The organism is Paraburkholderia bryophila (genome assembly GCF_013409255.1).
Lineage (GTDB): Bacteria > Pseudomonadota > Gammaproteobacteria > Burkholderiales > Burkholderiaceae > Paraburkholderia.
This window is the reverse complement of record NZ_JACCAS010000002.1, coordinates 3,441,409-3,456,769: the sequence shown is the minus strand read 5'-3', so window position 1 is coordinate 3,456,769 and position 15,361 is coordinate 3,441,409. Positions and strand designations below refer to the sequence as shown.

General features: G+C 63.9%; 11 protein-coding genes. 8 read left to right on the top strand and 3 right to left on the bottom strand.

Annotated features, from left to right (window positions below; genetic code table 11):
* Positions 1–95: 95 nt before the first annotated feature.
* A protein-coding gene (locus tag GGD40_RS36270) for an IS3 family transposase (protein WP_373565409.1) occupies positions 96–1,642 on the bottom strand; the annotation gives its coding sequence in 2 pieces (ribosomal slippage) (positions 96–1,177 and positions 1,177–1,642; 1,548 coding nt in all).
* Positions 1,643–1,986: 344 nt separating this feature from the next.
* Here GGD40_RS36270 and GGD40_RS36265 point away from each other — a divergent pair.
* From GGD40_RS36265 to GGD40_RS36255, 3 genes are all read left to right on the top strand, one after another.
* Positions 1,987–3,180 (top strand): ligase-associated DNA damage response exonuclease, encoded by a 1,194-nt coding sequence (locus GGD40_RS36265; protein ID WP_373565432.1) that lies wholly within the window; start codon positions 1,987–1,989, stop codon positions 3,178–3,180.
* Entirely contained in the window at positions 3,177–4,859 is a 1,683-nt protein-coding gene (locus GGD40_RS36260; protein ID WP_179746945.1) for an ATP-dependent DNA ligase, read from the top strand. The genes GGD40_RS36265 and GGD40_RS36260 overlap by 4 nt, the downstream gene beginning before the upstream one ends.
* A 211-nt stretch (positions 4,860–5,070) precedes the next feature.
* Positions 5,071–5,511, top strand: a complete 441-nt coding sequence (locus GGD40_RS36255) for a response regulator (RefSeq protein WP_218901410.1) — start codon at positions 5,071–5,073, stop codon at positions 5,509–5,511.
* 175 nt (positions 5,512–5,686) lie between these two features.
* On the opposite strand, the gene GGD40_RS36250 is transcribed toward GGD40_RS36255, so the two are convergent.
* Positions 5,687–6,091: a PRC-barrel domain-containing protein gene (locus tag GGD40_RS36250; RefSeq protein ID WP_179746944.1), complete on the bottom strand. Its 405-nt coding sequence runs from the start codon at positions 6,089–6,091 to the stop codon at positions 5,687–5,689.
* Between the two features lie 177 nt (positions 6,092–6,268).
* Between GGD40_RS36250 and glgX the strand changes: the two genes are divergently transcribed.
* From glgX to GGD40_RS36235, 3 genes are all read left to right on the top strand, one after another.
* Complete coding sequence (gene glgX, locus GGD40_RS36245) at positions 6,269–8,512, top strand: glycogen debranching protein GlgX (protein ID WP_179746943.1); 2,244 nt, start codon at positions 6,269–6,271, stop codon at positions 8,510–8,512.
* A 131-nt stretch (positions 8,513–8,643) separates the two neighbouring features.
* Positions 8,644–8,883, top strand: coding sequence for a DUF2934 domain-containing protein (locus tag GGD40_RS36240; RefSeq protein ID WP_179713430.1), 240 nt, complete (start codon positions 8,644–8,646; stop codon positions 8,881–8,883).
* A 6-nt stretch (positions 8,884–8,889) separates the two neighbouring features.
* Entirely contained in the window at positions 8,890–11,004 is a 2,115-nt protein-coding gene (locus tag GGD40_RS36235) for an AI-2E family transporter (protein ID WP_179746942.1), read from the top strand.
* A 79-nt stretch (positions 11,005–11,083) separates the two neighbouring features.
* Here GGD40_RS36235 and GGD40_RS36230 read toward each other — a convergent pair whose 3' ends face one another.
* Positions 11,084–12,658 carry an FAD-dependent oxidoreductase gene (locus GGD40_RS36230; RefSeq protein WP_179746941.1) on the bottom strand — a complete coding sequence of 525 codons (1,575 nt, stop codon included), beginning with the start codon at positions 12,656–12,658 and terminating at the stop codon, positions 11,084–11,086.
* Between GGD40_RS36230 and GGD40_RS36225 the strand changes: the two genes are divergently transcribed.
* A complete protein-coding gene (locus GGD40_RS36225) occupies positions 12,657–13,067 on the top strand; it encodes a hypothetical protein (RefSeq protein ID WP_179744991.1) in 411 nt (136 codons plus the stop codon). The two genes, GGD40_RS36230 and GGD40_RS36225, sit on opposite strands and share 2 nt — an antisense overlap.
* Positions 12,989–15,142 (top strand): hybrid sensor histidine kinase/response regulator, encoded by a 2,154-nt coding sequence (locus GGD40_RS36220; RefSeq protein ID WP_179747167.1) that lies wholly within the window; start codon positions 12,989–12,991, stop codon positions 15,140–15,142. Before GGD40_RS36225 ends, GGD40_RS36220 begins: the two co-directional genes overlap by 79 nt.
* The last annotated feature ends 219 nt before the right edge of the window (positions 15,143–15,361 follow it).

Below are 15,361 nucleotides of genomic sequence, written 5' to 3'. Positions count from 1 at the left end.
CACGTGGCGGACGGCTAAGGGGAGGCCGTCTGGGCCGACGTGCCTGTTTCTGTTGCGTGAACCGGTGTGTGTCAAGGTAGTTGTCGCGTGAACCGTTACGCTGCGTGCTTATACATGTCGGCCGAAGCCTGGGTTCGCTCAGGATTCAGATAGACCGAATCCGCGAGGTGCCAGTTGCGGATAGCGCCTGACCAGCGTGCGGGATTGCGCTGGCGCGAGGTTTGGTAGAGTGCACGCCGTCGGACCAGCAGCTCGTTCGCTTCGGCGCGATGCCGTTGCGCCGGACTGACATATTTCAGGCCACTGTGACGGTGCTCCTCGTTGTACCACTGCACAAAGCGCTGAACCCAGACACGGGCAGCGTCGAGCGTATCGAACGGCTGCTCGGGCCACATCGGACAATACTTCGCCGTGCGGAACAGCGACTCGGCAAACGCGTTGTCGTTGCTCACGCGCGGCCGGCTGAATGAAGGCTGCACGCCCAGATCAATCATGGCCGCGCGCATCGTGGCGCCCTTCATCGCACTGCCGTTATCCGAGTGCAGCACCAGCGGACGACCGGCAATGCCTTCGCGCAGACACCCCTTGGCCAGCAGCACGCCCGCGTGCTCGGCCGACTCCTGCTCCCACACCTCGTTCATCACCAGCTTGCGGCTGTAGATGTCCTTCATCATGTACCAGTAGAAGTAGCGCCCCCGCACCGTGCTGGGCATCCACGTGATATCCCAGCACCACACCTGGTTCGGGCCGGTGGCGCAATGCGTCGTGAGCGTGCGTCGTTGTGGGGCCTGCGCGCGACCGCGACGCTGCCCCTGACCGGCTGCTTTCAGGATCCGGTAGAACGTCGATTCGGACGCGATATACACGCCCTCATCAGCCAGTTTCGGCACGATCTGGTGGGGCGTCAGACTCGCATAACCCGGGCGGTTGGCCACCTCCAGCACGGCCTCACGCTCGGCCTCAGTCAGCCGGTTCGGCGGCGCCTTCCGGATGGCCAGCGTCCGGCCATCCTGCCGCGTTTCGCGCCAGCGCTGCACGCTGCGCACGCTGATCCCCAACTGCTCACACGCAAGGGCACGGCGCGCCCCCTGCTGCACCGCTTCGTCGATCAACTGCATGGCTTCATCGCGATCCGGGCGGCTGATCAGTCTTCCTCTTCCTTGCCCCAGATCGCGTCGGCTTTTTTTCGCAGGTTCAGCAACGCCGCCGCCTCCGCACGTGCCGCATCGGCGCGCTTGAGCTGACGCTCCAGTTCACGGATGCGTTTCTGCTGGGCCTTCACTTCCAGGCGCTGGGCCAGCGTGAGTTTTACCTCCGGCGGGTTGGCCTGCTCGCACGCCTCGCGCCACTGCCGGATCTGCTCCGGATAGATGCCCTTCCTGCGGCAGTACTCTGAAGTCTCCACCTCGCTCAGCGACGCCGTCTCCAGCACCACCCTGAACTTGTCGGCGCTCGACCATTGATCGCTTGTCTTGCCATTACCCGGCATGAATTCCCCAGCCTGTCTTGCGCTCTGCCGCCAGGCGCGTAGCGTCACCGTCGTGATGCCCGTCGCTCCCGCCAGCTCGATGACCGCACGATTGAACGGCGGCATCATCTGTTGGACTACCCATTCCCGCGTCTCTGCTGAATAGCGTTGCATCTTCCTTTCGCTGTCCGCCCTCCATCTTTACATCAATCGGTTCGGGCGACGCGACAACTAGGCTGACATGGAGGGGAACTGAAGCAAGAACGCAGCCATACTGGGGGTGGGTGGCTCGATTGAGCGTGGATAGCTGCCTGGCGGCGGTTCGCTTGCGCGATACGACCTTGCAACGCGCGCGGCGTGCGTGTCAGGAATACATCAGGAATACAGTTTGCTTGACGCTGCGCAGCAAGGCTTACCGGTCGGCAGCGAGCGCAGGGTTTTCGCAACGGGCCGATGGGGCCACCGCAACGGAGCCGCCATTGACTATCGCGTCAGACAATCAGGATCGGAAGCAGGATGTGAAGCCGGACCGCAATCAGGGCGACCGTGAGGGCGACAGTCAGGACCTCGTCATCGCGCGACCCGAAGGTTTGTATTGCGCGGCAGGTGACTTCTACATCGATCCATGGCGGCCGGTCGAGCGCGCCGTGATCACGCATGCGCATTCCGACCACGCACGCTTCGGCCATCGGCATTATCTTGCTTCACGACCTGGCGCAAACGTGCTGCTGTCGCGCTTGCCCGGCATTGCGCTGCAGACGCTCGCTTACGGCGAGCGCCTCGCGATCGGCGGCACGGTCGTCTCGCTGCATCCCGCCGGGCATGTGCTGGGTTCCGCGCAAGTGCGGATCGAACACGCCGGCCGCGTGTGGGTCGCCTCGGGCGACTACAAGCTCGACCCCGACCCCACCTGCGACGCGTTCGAACCCGTGCGCTGCGAGACCTTCATCACCGAATCGACCTTCGGCTTGCCGATTTACCGATGGGACCCGCCGCAAAACGTGTTCGACGGTATCGACTCATGGTGGCGCCACAACGCCGCCGAAGGACGCGCGTCGGTGCTGTTCTGCTATTCGTTCGGCAAGGCGCAGCGCGTGCTGGCCAGCGTCGACGCGGGCATCGGCCCGATCTTCTGTCATGGCGCCGTCGAACCGCTCAATCGCGCGTATCGCGACGCCGGTGTACCTTTGCCGCCGGTCAGGCTGGTCAGCGAAATCGAGCGCAAGGACAAGGCGATGTTTCGCCAGGCGTTGATCGTGGCGCCGCCGTCCGCGCAAGGCAGCGCGTGGCTCAAACGCTTCGGCGACTATAGCGATGCGTTCGCGTCGGGCTGGATGCGCCTGCGCGGCGCGCGGCGCAGACGCGGCGTCGATCGCGGCTTCGTGCTGTCGGATCACGCCGACTGGCCCAGCTTGCAAAGCGCGATTCAGGCGACGGAGGCCGGCCGGGTGATCGTCACACATGGTTCGGTCGAGCCGATGGTGCGTTGGTTGCGCGAGCAAGGACTTGAAGCCGGCGCGTTTGAAACGCAATACGGCGACGATACGGTCGAAGCGGACGCGGCGGTCGCGGACCAAACGGCGTCCGCGCAGGACAGCGACGTCGCATCTCACGCACCCGCCGAGCAGGCTGACGAGCGCATCGATCGCATCGATCGCATCGACCAGCCCGAAACGCGCGACGAGTCCATCCCCGGCGCGAACACATCATGAAACGCTTCGCCGCCCTCTACACCGCGCTCGACGCGAGCACCTCCACGCACGACAAACTCGACGCGCTGACCGCCTATTTCTCCGTGGCCGCGCCGGAAGACGCCGCGTGGGCATCGTACTTCCTCGCCGGCGGCAAGCCGCGCCAATCGGTGCCCACCCGTCAGTTGACCGAGATTGCGCGCGAACGGGCCGGCCTGCCGCCGTGGCTATTCGAAGAGTCCTATCACGCGGTCGGCGATCTGGCCGAGACCATCGCGCATATCTTGCCGCCCGCGCAACGCAGTTCCGAACTGGGCCTCACGCAGTGGATCGAGCAACGTGTGCTGCCGCTGCGCGGTATCGCGCCCGACGAACTGCGCACGCGTTTGCTCAGCTATTGGGACGAACTCGACTGGAGCGGCCGGTTTCTGCTGACCAAACTGATCGGCGGCGGCTTTCGGGTCGGCGTGGCGCGGCAACTGGTGGTGAGGGCATTAGCGGAAGTCGCGGGCGTCGACCATAAGCGGATCGCGCAACGCATGGTCGGCTGGACCGACTCGCAGCAGAAGCCCGACGCCGCGCGCTATCTGCGTCTGATCGCGCCACAAGCCGCGGACGAAGACGGCGACGCGCAGCACGGCGAGCTTAGGCACGACAGCGATCTCGGCCTGCCGTATCCGTTCTTTCTCGCGCATCCGTTGCAGGCCGATCCGGCGACGCTCGGTGCGCCGTCGCTGTGGCAGATCGAATGGAAGTGGGACGGCATACGCGCCCAGTTGGTCAAACGCGATGGCCGCGTCTGGCTGTGGTCGCGCGGCGAGGAGTTGATCACGGACCGCTTTCCCGAAGTCGCGGCGCTCGGCGACGCGTTGCCGGACGGCTACGTGATCGACGGCGAAATCCTCGCATGGCAGCCGGGCGCGAGTGCGCCTTTGCCGTTCGCGCGGCTGCAACCGCGTATTGCGCGTAAAACGCTGACGAAAAAGATTCTCGCCGATTCGCCCGCCACCTTGCTCGCCTACGACCTGCTCGAAGCGCAAGGCAAGGATCTGCGCACCACGCCGCTCGCGCAACGGCGCGCGCAACTCGATGCGTTGGCCGTGTCGATAGACGGCACGCTGGCGCGCGATCTGCTGCGCGTCTCGCCCTTGATCGATGCGCCGGACTGGCAGACGCTCGCCACACTGCGCGACGACAGCCGCGCGCGTGGCGTGGAAGGTCTGATGCTGAAAGAGCGCGACTCGATGTACGGCGTAGGCCGCACCAAAGCATCAGGCACCTGGTGGAAGTGGAAAATCGATCCGTACGCGGTAGACGCCGTGCTGGTCTACGCGCAACGCGGTCACGGCCGCCGCGCGAGTCTCTACACGGACTTCACGTTCGCGGTCTGGGACGAAGCGAACGGCGTGCGCACGCTCGTGCCGTTCGCAAAGGCCTATTCCGGTCTCACCGACGACGAGATGCGCCAGGTCGACGCGATCGTGCGCAAGACCACGATCGAAAAATTCGGCCCCGTGCGCAGCGTCACGCCCACGCTGGTGTTTGAAATCGGCTTCGAAGGCATTCAGGCGAGCCCGCGCCATAAATCGGGCGTGGCGGTCCGTTTTCCACGCATGCTGCGCTGGCGTACCGACAAAACGATCGACGACGCCGACACGCTCGCTATGCTCAAAGGATTTATCGACGATCGAACGGGATAACCCTCAGAGCGGAAACCCTGGAAAACCCGCTGTCTTTTATTGACGCGCCCCCAGTTGACTGCATGCTATCAACGTGACCCGCGTCTGCGAGTTCATCCGATGAGAGACGCATATTTGCCGGATCGCGGGAGCGAATCTTGCGAATACGCCGCGGGTTGCGCGCACAGGGCGCCGGAAGAATAAGGAGAACAGGGTGAGGCTCGATGACCGAATGGACGACAACGACGACGTCGTAGTGTGGCGGCCGATTCAGTACGCCATGGCTTCGCATCGTCGCGTGCTGGTGGTGGACGACTACCGTGAAGCGGCGGAGGCTTTGCAGATGCTGCTGAACGCGGACGGCTTCGAATGCCGCGCGCTGGAAGATCCGCACGCCGTGTGCGACATGGCGTGCGAATGGCAGCCGTTTGCCGTCGTACTGGACATCAAGATGCCGGGGCTGGATGGGCTGGAACTGGCGCGGCGTCTACGCGCGCATCCGGCCACCTCGCATATGTTGCTGGTGGCGTGTACGGCTTTCGCGTCACGCGATGATCGGGCGCGCGCGAAGGCGGTCGGTTTCGATGCGCATTGCGCGAAGCCGTTGACGCCTGAGCGCCTGTTGCGGGTGCTGGAATCGGCGGCCGCGCTGCATGCGGCCGGGCCGCCGTGAAGGTCTCGCCGAAATTTTCCCGGACGACAGCATTCTCTCCGCAGTGAGGAGAGAATTGAGTTGGACGAATATCAAGACCCTGCAGGCCAAGCTCCATCAGTCGATCGCGGCAGCCCGATTGCGCCTGAACATCAAGCACGAAGAATAATGCCCGACCGCGATTCTCGCGGATCGATCAATCCGGCGCGTACTTAAACTCCGGCAACGCCTCAAGCGATTTCTTGGTGGCATCCGGCAGCACAACCCGCCGGTTATTGATCTGCAGATCATTGAACGGCACGGCCACCAGATGCTTGCCCATGCCAAGAAAACCGCCGACGGAAAGGATTGCGTAGGTGCCGCGATCGCCGCTCGGCGACACGATCAGGTCGTCTAGCGTGCCGATGGTGTCTTTATTCCTGTTGTAGACGTCAGCGCCGTTCAACTTTGACGCCCGATATCCACTCGCGAGCTGAACCACGTCTGTGCGTTTTTCCGTAATCGCCTGGGGTGCCCCTTGTGCGTAGGCATTGCCGTAGCCTGTCAGCGTGCCGAACAGCAGCGCGGAGGCGACAAGCGGTTTGAGATGAAGTCGGCGCATGATGTGTTTTCTCCCTGATGTAGTGGGCGCTCGTTGCGGCGCGTGATGGATCGGATTCCACCTTGCCGGCTGCAAGAGTTGTGCCGCGGCTGTGCCTTAAGACCGCTCAGGTCTGGAAGTTGCTACATCAGCGAGCCCAATTCGCGCGCAAGCGCCCATGCTTTCACAGGAAACGCTATGTCATCCCAGGCCAACTTCTCGACGCGCATTGCCGAAGGCACGCCGTTCCCACTCGGCGCGACATGGAATGGCAGCGGTGTGAACTTTGCGCTGTTCTCGGCGCACGCCACCAAGGTCGAACTGTGTCTGTTCGACGACACCGGCACGGACGAAATCGAACGCATCGAACTGCCCGAATATACCGACGAGGTGTGGCATGTCTTCGTGCCCGGACTCAAGCCCGGCGCGATCTACGGTTACCGCGTGCACGGCCCTTACGAACCGGAACAGGGCCACCGTTTCAATCCGAACAAACTGCTGCTCGATCCGTATGCCAAGGCGCATATCGGCGAACTCAAATGGGCGCCGGAAATCTTCGGCTATACGCTCGGTTCGGAAGAGGGCGATCTATCGTTCGACGAACGCGACAGCGCGCCGTTCGTGCCGAAGTGCAAGGTGGTCGACGCTAATTTCTCCTGGAGCCACCCGGAACGCAACGCGTTGCCGTGGGAGCGCGTGATCTTCTACGAAACCCACGTGCGGGGTTTTACCAAACGTCATCCGGACGTGCCCGAGGCTTTGCGCGGCACCTTTGCAGGCCTCGGCCAGCAACCCGTGCTGGACTACATTCGCAACCTCGGCGCGACGTCGATCGAATTGATGCCGATCCAGACCTTCGTCAACGATAGTTATCTGCTCGACAAAGGTCTTACCAACTACTGGGGTTACAACACGATCGGTTTTTTCGCGGCCGATCCGCGTTTCTTTGCATCGTCGGCGGATTCGGTGGCCGAGTTCAAGGAAATGGTCGACCGTATTCACAACAACAATCTCGAAGTCATTCTCGACGTGGTCTACAACCACACCGCCGAAGGCAACGAAAATGGCCCGACGATCTCGTTCAAGGGCATCGACAACGCGTCGTACTACCGCTTGATGCCCGACGAGCCGCGCTATTACATCAACGACACCGGCACCGGCAATACGCTGAACCTGTCGCATCCGCGCGTGCTGCAAATGGTGACCGACAGCCTGCGCTACTGGGTGACGGAAATGAAGGTCGACGGTTTCCGCTTCGACCTCGCGACGATTCTCGGCCGCGAAACCCACGGTTTCGACGAAGGCGGCGGCTTTCTCGATAGCTGCCGGCAAGACCCGGTGCTCTCCAGCGTGCGGCTGATCGCCGAGCCGTGGGACTGCGGCCCCGGCGGTTATCAGGTGGGCGGTTTTCCGCCGGGCTGGGCGGAGTGGAACGACCGCTTTCGCGACACCGTGCGCGAATACTGGAAGGGCGACGAAGGCAAGGTCGCCGATCTCGCCACCCGGCTGACGGGTTCGGGCGACAAGTTCAATCATCGCGGACGGCGTCCGTGGGCGAGCGTGAACTTCGTCGCCGCGCACGACGGCTTCACGCTGAACGATCTGGTTTCGTACAACGACAAGCACAACGAGGCCAACGGCGAGGACAACAAAGACGGCCACTCGGACAACAAGTCGTGGAACATGGGTGCGGAAGGTCCGACCGACGACGCCGAGATCCGTCAGCAGCGCGAGCGCCAGAAACGCAATCTGCTGGCTACGTTGCTGCTGTCGCAAGGCACGCCGATGATTCTCGCCGGCGACGAATTCGGCCGCACGCAACAAGGCAACAACAACGCCTATTGCCAGGACAACGAGATCAGTTGGGTCGACTGGGAGGCGATCGACGACGACGGCCGCGCGCTCACCGAGTTCGTCAAGAATCTGACCACCTTGCGGCATCGTTTGCCGGTACTGCGGCGCGGGCGTTTTCTGAGCGGCGAATTCAACGAAGCGCTGGAAGTGACCGACGCGCGCTGGCTGTCGCCCGACGGCACGGATCTGTCGCAGGAACAATGGGACGATCCGTCGATGCGCTGCTTCGGCCTCGTGATCGACGGCCGCGCGCAGGCGAGCGGGATTCGCCGGCCGGCCTCGGATGCGACCTTGATGCTGGTGCTGAACGCGCATCACGATGTCGTCAATTTCACGCTGCCCGACATTCCCGAGGGCGATCAGTGGACCTGTCTGCTGGACACCAATATGCCCGTGCGCGCCGAGTTGCCGCAGTTCAGCGCAGGCGACGCGTACCAGGTGACGGCGCGCTCGCTGCTGCTGTTCGCGCTCGAAGCGCCGAGCCGCGCGACGCAACGCGTGTTCGACCGCCTCGAAGAACAGCTCACCACGGACGAAAGCGAAACACCCAACGCGGCGTCAATGGACCGACGGAGCGCACGACCGTGAAGCATTTGAATAGCCGGGTATAGCGCTTGCTCGATTGCCTGCAACTGCGCGTGTGGTCGCCGATGTTTTTGTGCGGCCGGCGCGCAGCACAACCGATACCGGTTTTCGTCAGGTCTAACCGAGGTGATCAAATGGAACAGGAACCCAGCTCTCTAGAGGAGCAGATTCGCGAGCGCGCCTATTACTTGTGGGAGCAAGCCACCGGCGCGAAAGGCCCGCCTGACGAGTATTGGGAACAGGCGCGTGCCGAAGTGGAACAGAACACGCCGCAGGGCAAGAGTAAGCCGGTCGCGGGACACGGCGATGAAGGCGTGGAAGAACCGCCCAGCAAACAATCCGCCAAAGAGGCGGCCAAGGAGCCCGCCAAGTAGTTGGCAATGAAAGACCTACCCGACCCACGCGGCGTGCGGCCCGCCACCCGGATTCAGGCGCCGCCCGCCGCCTTCGGCATCGACAGCCTGATCGCGCTCGCGGTCGGCATGGCGGTGGTCGCCTGTCTGTACTTCGCGAGCGCGGTGCTGATTCCGATCACGCTCGCGATTCTGCTCAGCTTTCTGGTCGCGCCGCTGGTCGATGCGCTGGCGTGTCTGCGGCTGGGACATGTCGCGTCCGTCTTCGCCGCGGTGCTGGTGTCGGTCTCGGTGATCGGCCTGCTCGGCACGTTGATCGCCACCCAGTTGAGCGATCTGGCGGCCGGCATGCCGCGCTATCAGGCGACCATCCAGCACAAGATGGAAACCGTGCACAGCGTGACGATCGGCAAGCTCGACCGTTTTGCGGGCGCGGCCGGCCAGGCCCTGCAACGCGTGACCAGCGATCCGCTGCCAGCGGAACCGCCGCGCGGCAGCGCATCGCCCGGCACGGCGCACGCGCCGGCCGCCGTGCCCGTCGAAGTGCGCGAGCCGATGCCGACGCCGTTCGAACTGGCGCGCCGGGTGTTGTCGCCCGCGATCAGTCCGCTTGAAACGGCGTTCATCGTGTTCGTCGTGATGATCGTGATCCTGTTGCAGCGTGACGATCTGCGCGACCGCGCGATCAGGCTGTTCGGCTCGCGTGATTTGCATCGCACGACGACGGTGATGGATGAAGCCGCCGGGCGCCTAAGCCGCTATTTCGTTTCGCAATTGGGGGTGAACGCGGGCGTCGGGGTGGTGATCGGTACCGGGCTGTTTCTGATCGGCGTGCCGAGTCCGATTCTGTGGGGCATTCTCGCCGCGTTGCTGCGGCTCGTGCCGTATGTCGGCATCTGGATTTCGGCGACGCTGGCCACCGCGCTCGCCGCCGCGGTCAGTCCCGGCTGGGCGATGGCGATCGGCTCGCTGGCGCTGTTCGCGACCGTCGAGCTGCTGGTCGGGCAGGTGGTCGAGCCGCTGCTGTACGGACATAGCACCGGACTCTCGCCGTTTTCCGTGGTGGTCGCGGCCATTTTCTGGAGCTGGATCTGGGGGCCGATAGGACTGATCCTGTCGACGCCGCTCACCTTGTGTCTGCTCGTGCTCGGTCGTCATGTGCGGCGTCTGGAGTTTCTCGACGTGCTGCTCGGCGATCAGCCGGCGCTGACACCCATCGAGAATTTTTACCAGCGTGCGCTCGCGGGCGATCCGGACGAGGCGATCGAACAGGCCGAGATTCTGTTGCGGGACCGGTCGTTGTCGACGTACTACGACGAGGTGGCGATCAAGGGCTTGCAGCTCGCGGCCAACGACGTGGAACGCGGCAGCGTGACAGCGGCGCAACTCGCGCGGATCGAATCGACGACCAACGATCTGGTGGACGGCCTCGACGGTTACGAAGACGAACAGCCTGCGCAGCCGGTGGTGGAGGAGGCATGGAGCGCGATAAGTCCAGTCGTGCCGCCGAACGATCCGGAGACCGCCGACGCAGCGTCCGTCGAAGCTGAGGTGGACCGGGGCGACGGCGTGCAAGGCAACGTGGCGCGGCGAGTCGAGCCGCTGAAGATGCAAGGGGTCTCCATCGGCAATGTGGCAACGGACAAGCCGCTCGCCAATACCTTCGAGGTGCCGGCAAAGTCTCCCTCCGGACGCGAAAGCAGCACCTCTCAGCCAGCGCGAGACCGTGTGCTATGCCTACCCGGTCGCGGGCCACTCGATCCGCTCGCGGCCACGATTCTGTTGCAGCTACTCGGCAAGCACGGTTTCGTCTCGCGGACCTTGCCGCACGACGCCGCGTCGCGGGCCGCGATAGAACGGCTCGACGCGGACGACGTCGATACCGTTTGCCTTCTCTACCTGCAGATCGACGGCATTCCGTCGCATTTGCGCTATCTGGTCAGGCGGCTTCGCGCGAGGCTGCCGCATGTGCATATCGTCGTCGGCTTGTGGGGCGCTCAGGATACGGGCAAGTGGAGTGCCGATCTGCAAAGCGCCCTGGGCGCGGAGTGTTACGCGAGTTCGTTGCGGGAAATGCTGGCCGCGTGCCGGCGTATTGAAAGCGCGAACGAAGAGGAGGCGCTGGCGGTGGTGAATGCCTAACCGCCAGATCTGTCTTCGACCTGTTTGTCGATCTCTTTCTCGCTCTTGTTCGAGTGCGGAGGCTTTTCCTTGTGTTCCCTCATTGCGGCGTCTCCTTCGAAGAATCGACTTCTTCGATAATCGCCAACGCGTCCGCGCGCGACAGACCGCCGCGCATCGCATCGATCAGACGCGCGGTGTGCGCTTCATGCTCGCAGGCAAGTACGGCGGCAACCTGCCCATCCTTCACATACAGCGCGATGAATTGCTGGCTTTCCAACTCGCCATGGACGACGAACTCGTCCCACTCGCTCGCATGGCCGAGGTATTCAAAGTTTTTGCCGAAGTGATAGGTCCAGAAAAACGGCACGCCGCGATAACGAAGCCGCGCACCGCACATGTTTTGCGCCGCGATCCGCGCGTGCTGCTGCGCGAGCCGCCAATGTTCGATACGCAACGGCTCGCGGTCCTCGACCAGCGGAAACGCCGCGATATCGCCGGCCGCATAGAGTCCGGGCGCGGCCTGCATGCCAGCATTGACGATCACGCCGCCGTCTTTCTGCAACGGCAATCCTTCGACAAAACCGGTAGCCGGTGCGACGCCCGTGCCTAGCAACACGAGATCGGCGGCCACGTGTTCGCCGCCTTCGAGCATCACTTCATGCACGTTGCCTTCTTCGCCTTCGAGCGAGGCAACCTTTGCGCCGAGCCGGAACACCACGCCATGACGCTCATGCAAATCGCGGATCATCGCGCCGGCGCGTTCGCCGAACTGCTTCGCGAACGGCACGCTGTCCGGTGCGATCACGGTGACCTGCACATTACGCGTGCGCAACGCGGAGGCCGTTTCCAGACCGATAAAGCCGCCGCCGATAATCGCGACCCGCACTTGCGACGGGTCGTCGCCGAACGCGTCGACCAGCGCGGCGGCGTCGTCGAGCGTGCGCAGTACCTGCACGCCGCCGAGCTCGCGGCCGGGGATATCGGGTAGTGTCGGCGTGCTGCCGGTGGCGAGCAGCGCGGTGTCGTAACTCAGTTCGCCGCCGCTTTCAAAATGGATCGTGCGCTTCGGCACGTCGAGGCGCGCGACTGTCGCGACGAGCCGTTCCACGTCGTGTTGCGCGTACCAGTCGGGCGACAGCAGCGGCGGCACATCGGCCGGCGCCATTTCACCGGACGGCACGAATTTGCTGAGTGCAGTGCGATCGTAAGGTGCGTGCGGTTCGGCGCCGATCATCGTGAGCCGGCCCGCAAAACCGCCGTCGCGTAATGCTGCGCAAGCGGCGGCGCCCGCCGCGCCCGCGCCGATGATCACGTAATGCGGATCGCGCGACGATGCCTTGTGGATCGGGCGCGGAAGTTTTTCGGGCGTGAGCATCACGTCGTCGCCGGTCACGATCACGGGGTAACGGTCGAGCGCGATCAGCGCGCAAGGTTCGAGCACGTCGCCGGTGGCGACATCGAACGCGGCCTTGTGCCACGGGCAAATGATTTTTCCATTGCGCAGCGCGCCTTCTTCCAGTGGCGCGCCGGCATGCGGGCAATCGGCGGAATAGGCGCGGACGGTATGGCCGTCGCGCACCAGCAGAATTTTCTCGCCGTCCACCTCTACGCGTTCAGCACGATCCGCACGCAGTTGCGAGAGCTGGGCGACGCGTCGGGCAGTGGTGGACATGGCCGGTTCCTCGCGGGCGGTGAACTTCGAGTCGATGTTTAAAGCGATGTCGATGGCGGACCGCGCCATTGCTATCGCATCGTCGCGCATTGCAGCGCAGCACAAACGCATGGCGGAAATCGCCGAACGCTTCTGCATCAGCAATCCACGTGCCCGCGATCGCCCCGCTTGTCCGAAGATATTTTTCGTCACCGCTCACGCTAGGGAGAACGACGGAAGTGAGGTAAATTCAGGAAAGAAGGAAATAGCGCACGAACAACGCGCCGCACATTTGCAATCGAAACAAATGCGCGCCTTGCCTTGTAAAGACCTTTCATGGAGATCGTGGCCGTGCAGCGTGCGGAGCGAGTCGCAGTCGATTTCCCGATGCCGTCGCGAAACTTCGCGGCCACGCGGCGCATGCTGCTGATCGTGCTCGCGGTGTCGATTCTGTTTCCGCTGGCGTGCCTGGCGGGTTACGGCTACTTCGATTACCAGCGCCGCATTGCCGATTCGAACGACATGATCGACCGGCTCGCGCGCGTGACCGAGGAACAGGCCGTCAAGGTGATGGACCTCAACCAGCAGATGGCGTCGCGCATTATCGATTTACTGGGCAATGAAGACGACGCGCAAGTCCGCGCGCATGACGCGCAGTTGCACGACCGGCTGCGCGAAATCGGCGGCGACTTTCCACAGGTGTCGTCCATCTATCTGCTCGGCGCGAAAGGCGATCTGCTGGTGTCGAGTCTCGCGTATCCCGCGCCGACCCTGTCGAACGCGCAGCGCGACGACTTTATCGCGGCCAGGGCCATGCGTCCGCAACCGTATTTCTCGTTGCCGATCTTCGGGCCTGTGTCGCGCACCCATGTTTTCACCACCTCGATCGGCCGCTCCGGTGTGGATGGTCAGTTCCTCGGCGAAGTGTCCGTCGCGCTGCGCAACGACTACTTTTTACGCTTCTACCGTGAACTGACTAACGGCGATTCGTCGCTGGCGTTGGGCCTGTATCGCCAGGACGGCAATCTGCTGGTGCGCTACCCCGAATGGCCGCCGGGTTCCAAGCCCACCTCGCAGAGCGCCTTCACCGAAGCCTTGCGCGACAAACAACTGTTCGGCCATGTGCGCCTGCATTCAACCGTAGATGGCGTGGAGCGACTGCTGGCGTTTCGCCGCGTCGGCGACTATCCGCTATATGTAATGAGCGCGTATGCGACCGAGTCGATCGGCGTCGCGTGGCGTCAGCATTTCGTCATGATCGCCGCGTTCACCGCGGTGCCGTGCATCGCAATCTGGCTGCTGGTGTTTTACTCGCTGCGCCAACTCGAAGGCGAGCGCCGCGCGTGGGAGCGCTGGCAGGGCGAAGTCGCCATGCGGCTGTCCGCTGAAGCAGCGAGCCGCCAGTTGCAGCGCATGGGCGCGCTCGGCAATCTGGTCGCCAACGTCGCGCATGACTTCAACAACCTGCTGATGGTGGTCGCGGCCAATATCGAACTGGCGCGCCTCAAGCGCTACAACAACCTCGAAAAAGAAGTGCTCGCGGTCGAGCGTGCCACCGCCACCGCCGAATCGTTGACGCGGCGTCTGTTGAGCGTGGCGCGCAAACAGCCGCTCAAGCAGGAGGCGGTCGATCTGGCGAACTGGCTGCCCGCCGCCGCGCCGCTGATCGACGCGGCGCTCGGCGACAACGTGGAACTCGCGCTGAACATGGTCGACAACGTCTGGCAGGTGCTGGCCGATTCAACGGACCTCGAATTCGCGATCATGAACCTCGCGGTCAACGCGCGCGATGCGATGCCGCGCGGCGGCCGCTTCGTGATTCGTTGCCAGAACAACCGGCTGGTGGGTAGCGATACCTTGCTGCCCGACGGCGAATACGTGCTGATTGCCTGTTCCGACGACGGCGAGGGCATGCCCGAAGCCGTCGTGCGGCGCGCCTTCGAGCCGCTGTTCACCACCAAGCTACGCGGCTCGGGCAGCGGTCTCGGTCTCGCGCAGGTGCTGTCCATGTGCGAACAGGCCGGCGGTACCGCGAAAATCGAAAGCGTGCCGGGCAGCGGCACGACGGTCAGGCTGTACTTGCCGCGTCACCGCGAACGGCAGGCCGCCGCCGTTACGAACCTCGAAACGGTTCGCCAGCCGGTGCCGGCTTCGGCGGGCGTGGTGCTGCTGGTGGAGGACAACGAAGACGTCGCGGCGGGCGTGGCAGCCGTGCTGGAAACCTTCGGCTGCGAGGTACGGCACGAACCGACCGCCGACCTGGCGCTCGACGTGCTGACGGGCGGCGCGCGCTTCGAGCTCGTGCTGTCCGATATCCAGATGCCCGGGAAACTCAACGGCATCGACCTCGCGGAGAAAGTCCGCAGCGCATGGCCGTCGCAGAAGATCGCGCTGATGACCGGCTACGCCGACGAGCTCGAGCGCGCGCGGCGCCTCGGCGTCGCGATTCTCGCGAAGCCGTTCAACATCGACGAATTGCACGCGCTGGTGGTCTGCGAACCGTAAGGCGCGGGTGTCAGGCAAAGGTCGACGTGTACACAGCGTTTCATGACTCGCGGCACACCCCTTGCTGTGAAGTGGACGAGGTTCGCGTATCCGGCTGACGCAGCCGGCGCGACCCGTCATTTCACGGACAGGCGCTCCGCGCCCGCGCCGGCCCCGTCCAGGCCCATCCCGGCCTTTGCAATGCGGCCCGACACACGCGACAATGCGGGCTGAACCACG

Bases quoted from the DNA above. Each gene is read 5' to 3' on its own strand.
- GGD40_RS36260 (WP_179746945.1), top strand. From the start codon at position 3,177: ATGAAACGCTTCGCCGCCCTCTACACCGCGCTCGACGCGAGCACCTCC.
- GGD40_RS36255 (WP_218901410.1), top strand. From the start codon at position 5,071: ATGGACGACAACGACGACGTCGTAGTGTGGCGGCCGATTCAGTACGCC.
- GGD40_RS36250 (WP_179746944.1), bottom strand. From the start codon at position 6,091: ATGCGCCGACTTCATCTCAAACCGCTTGTCGCCTCCGCGCTGCTGTTC.
- glgX (WP_179746943.1), top strand. From the start codon at position 6,269: ATGTCATCCCAGGCCAACTTCTCGACGCGCATTGCCGAAGGCACGCCG.
- GGD40_RS36240 (WP_179713430.1), top strand. From the start codon at position 8,644: ATGGAACAGGAACCCAGCTCTCTAGAGGAGCAGATTCGCGAGCGCGCC.
- GGD40_RS36235 (WP_179746942.1), top strand. From the start codon at position 8,890: ATGAAAGACCTACCCGACCCACGCGGCGTGCGGCCCGCCACCCGGATT.
- GGD40_RS36225 (WP_179744991.1), top strand. From the start codon at position 12,657: ATGGCCGGTTCCTCGCGGGCGGTGAACTTCGAGTCGATGTTTAAAGCG.
- GGD40_RS36230 (WP_179746941.1), bottom strand. From the start codon at position 12,658: ATGTCCACCACTGCCCGACGCGTCGCCCAGCTCTCGCAACTGCGTGCG.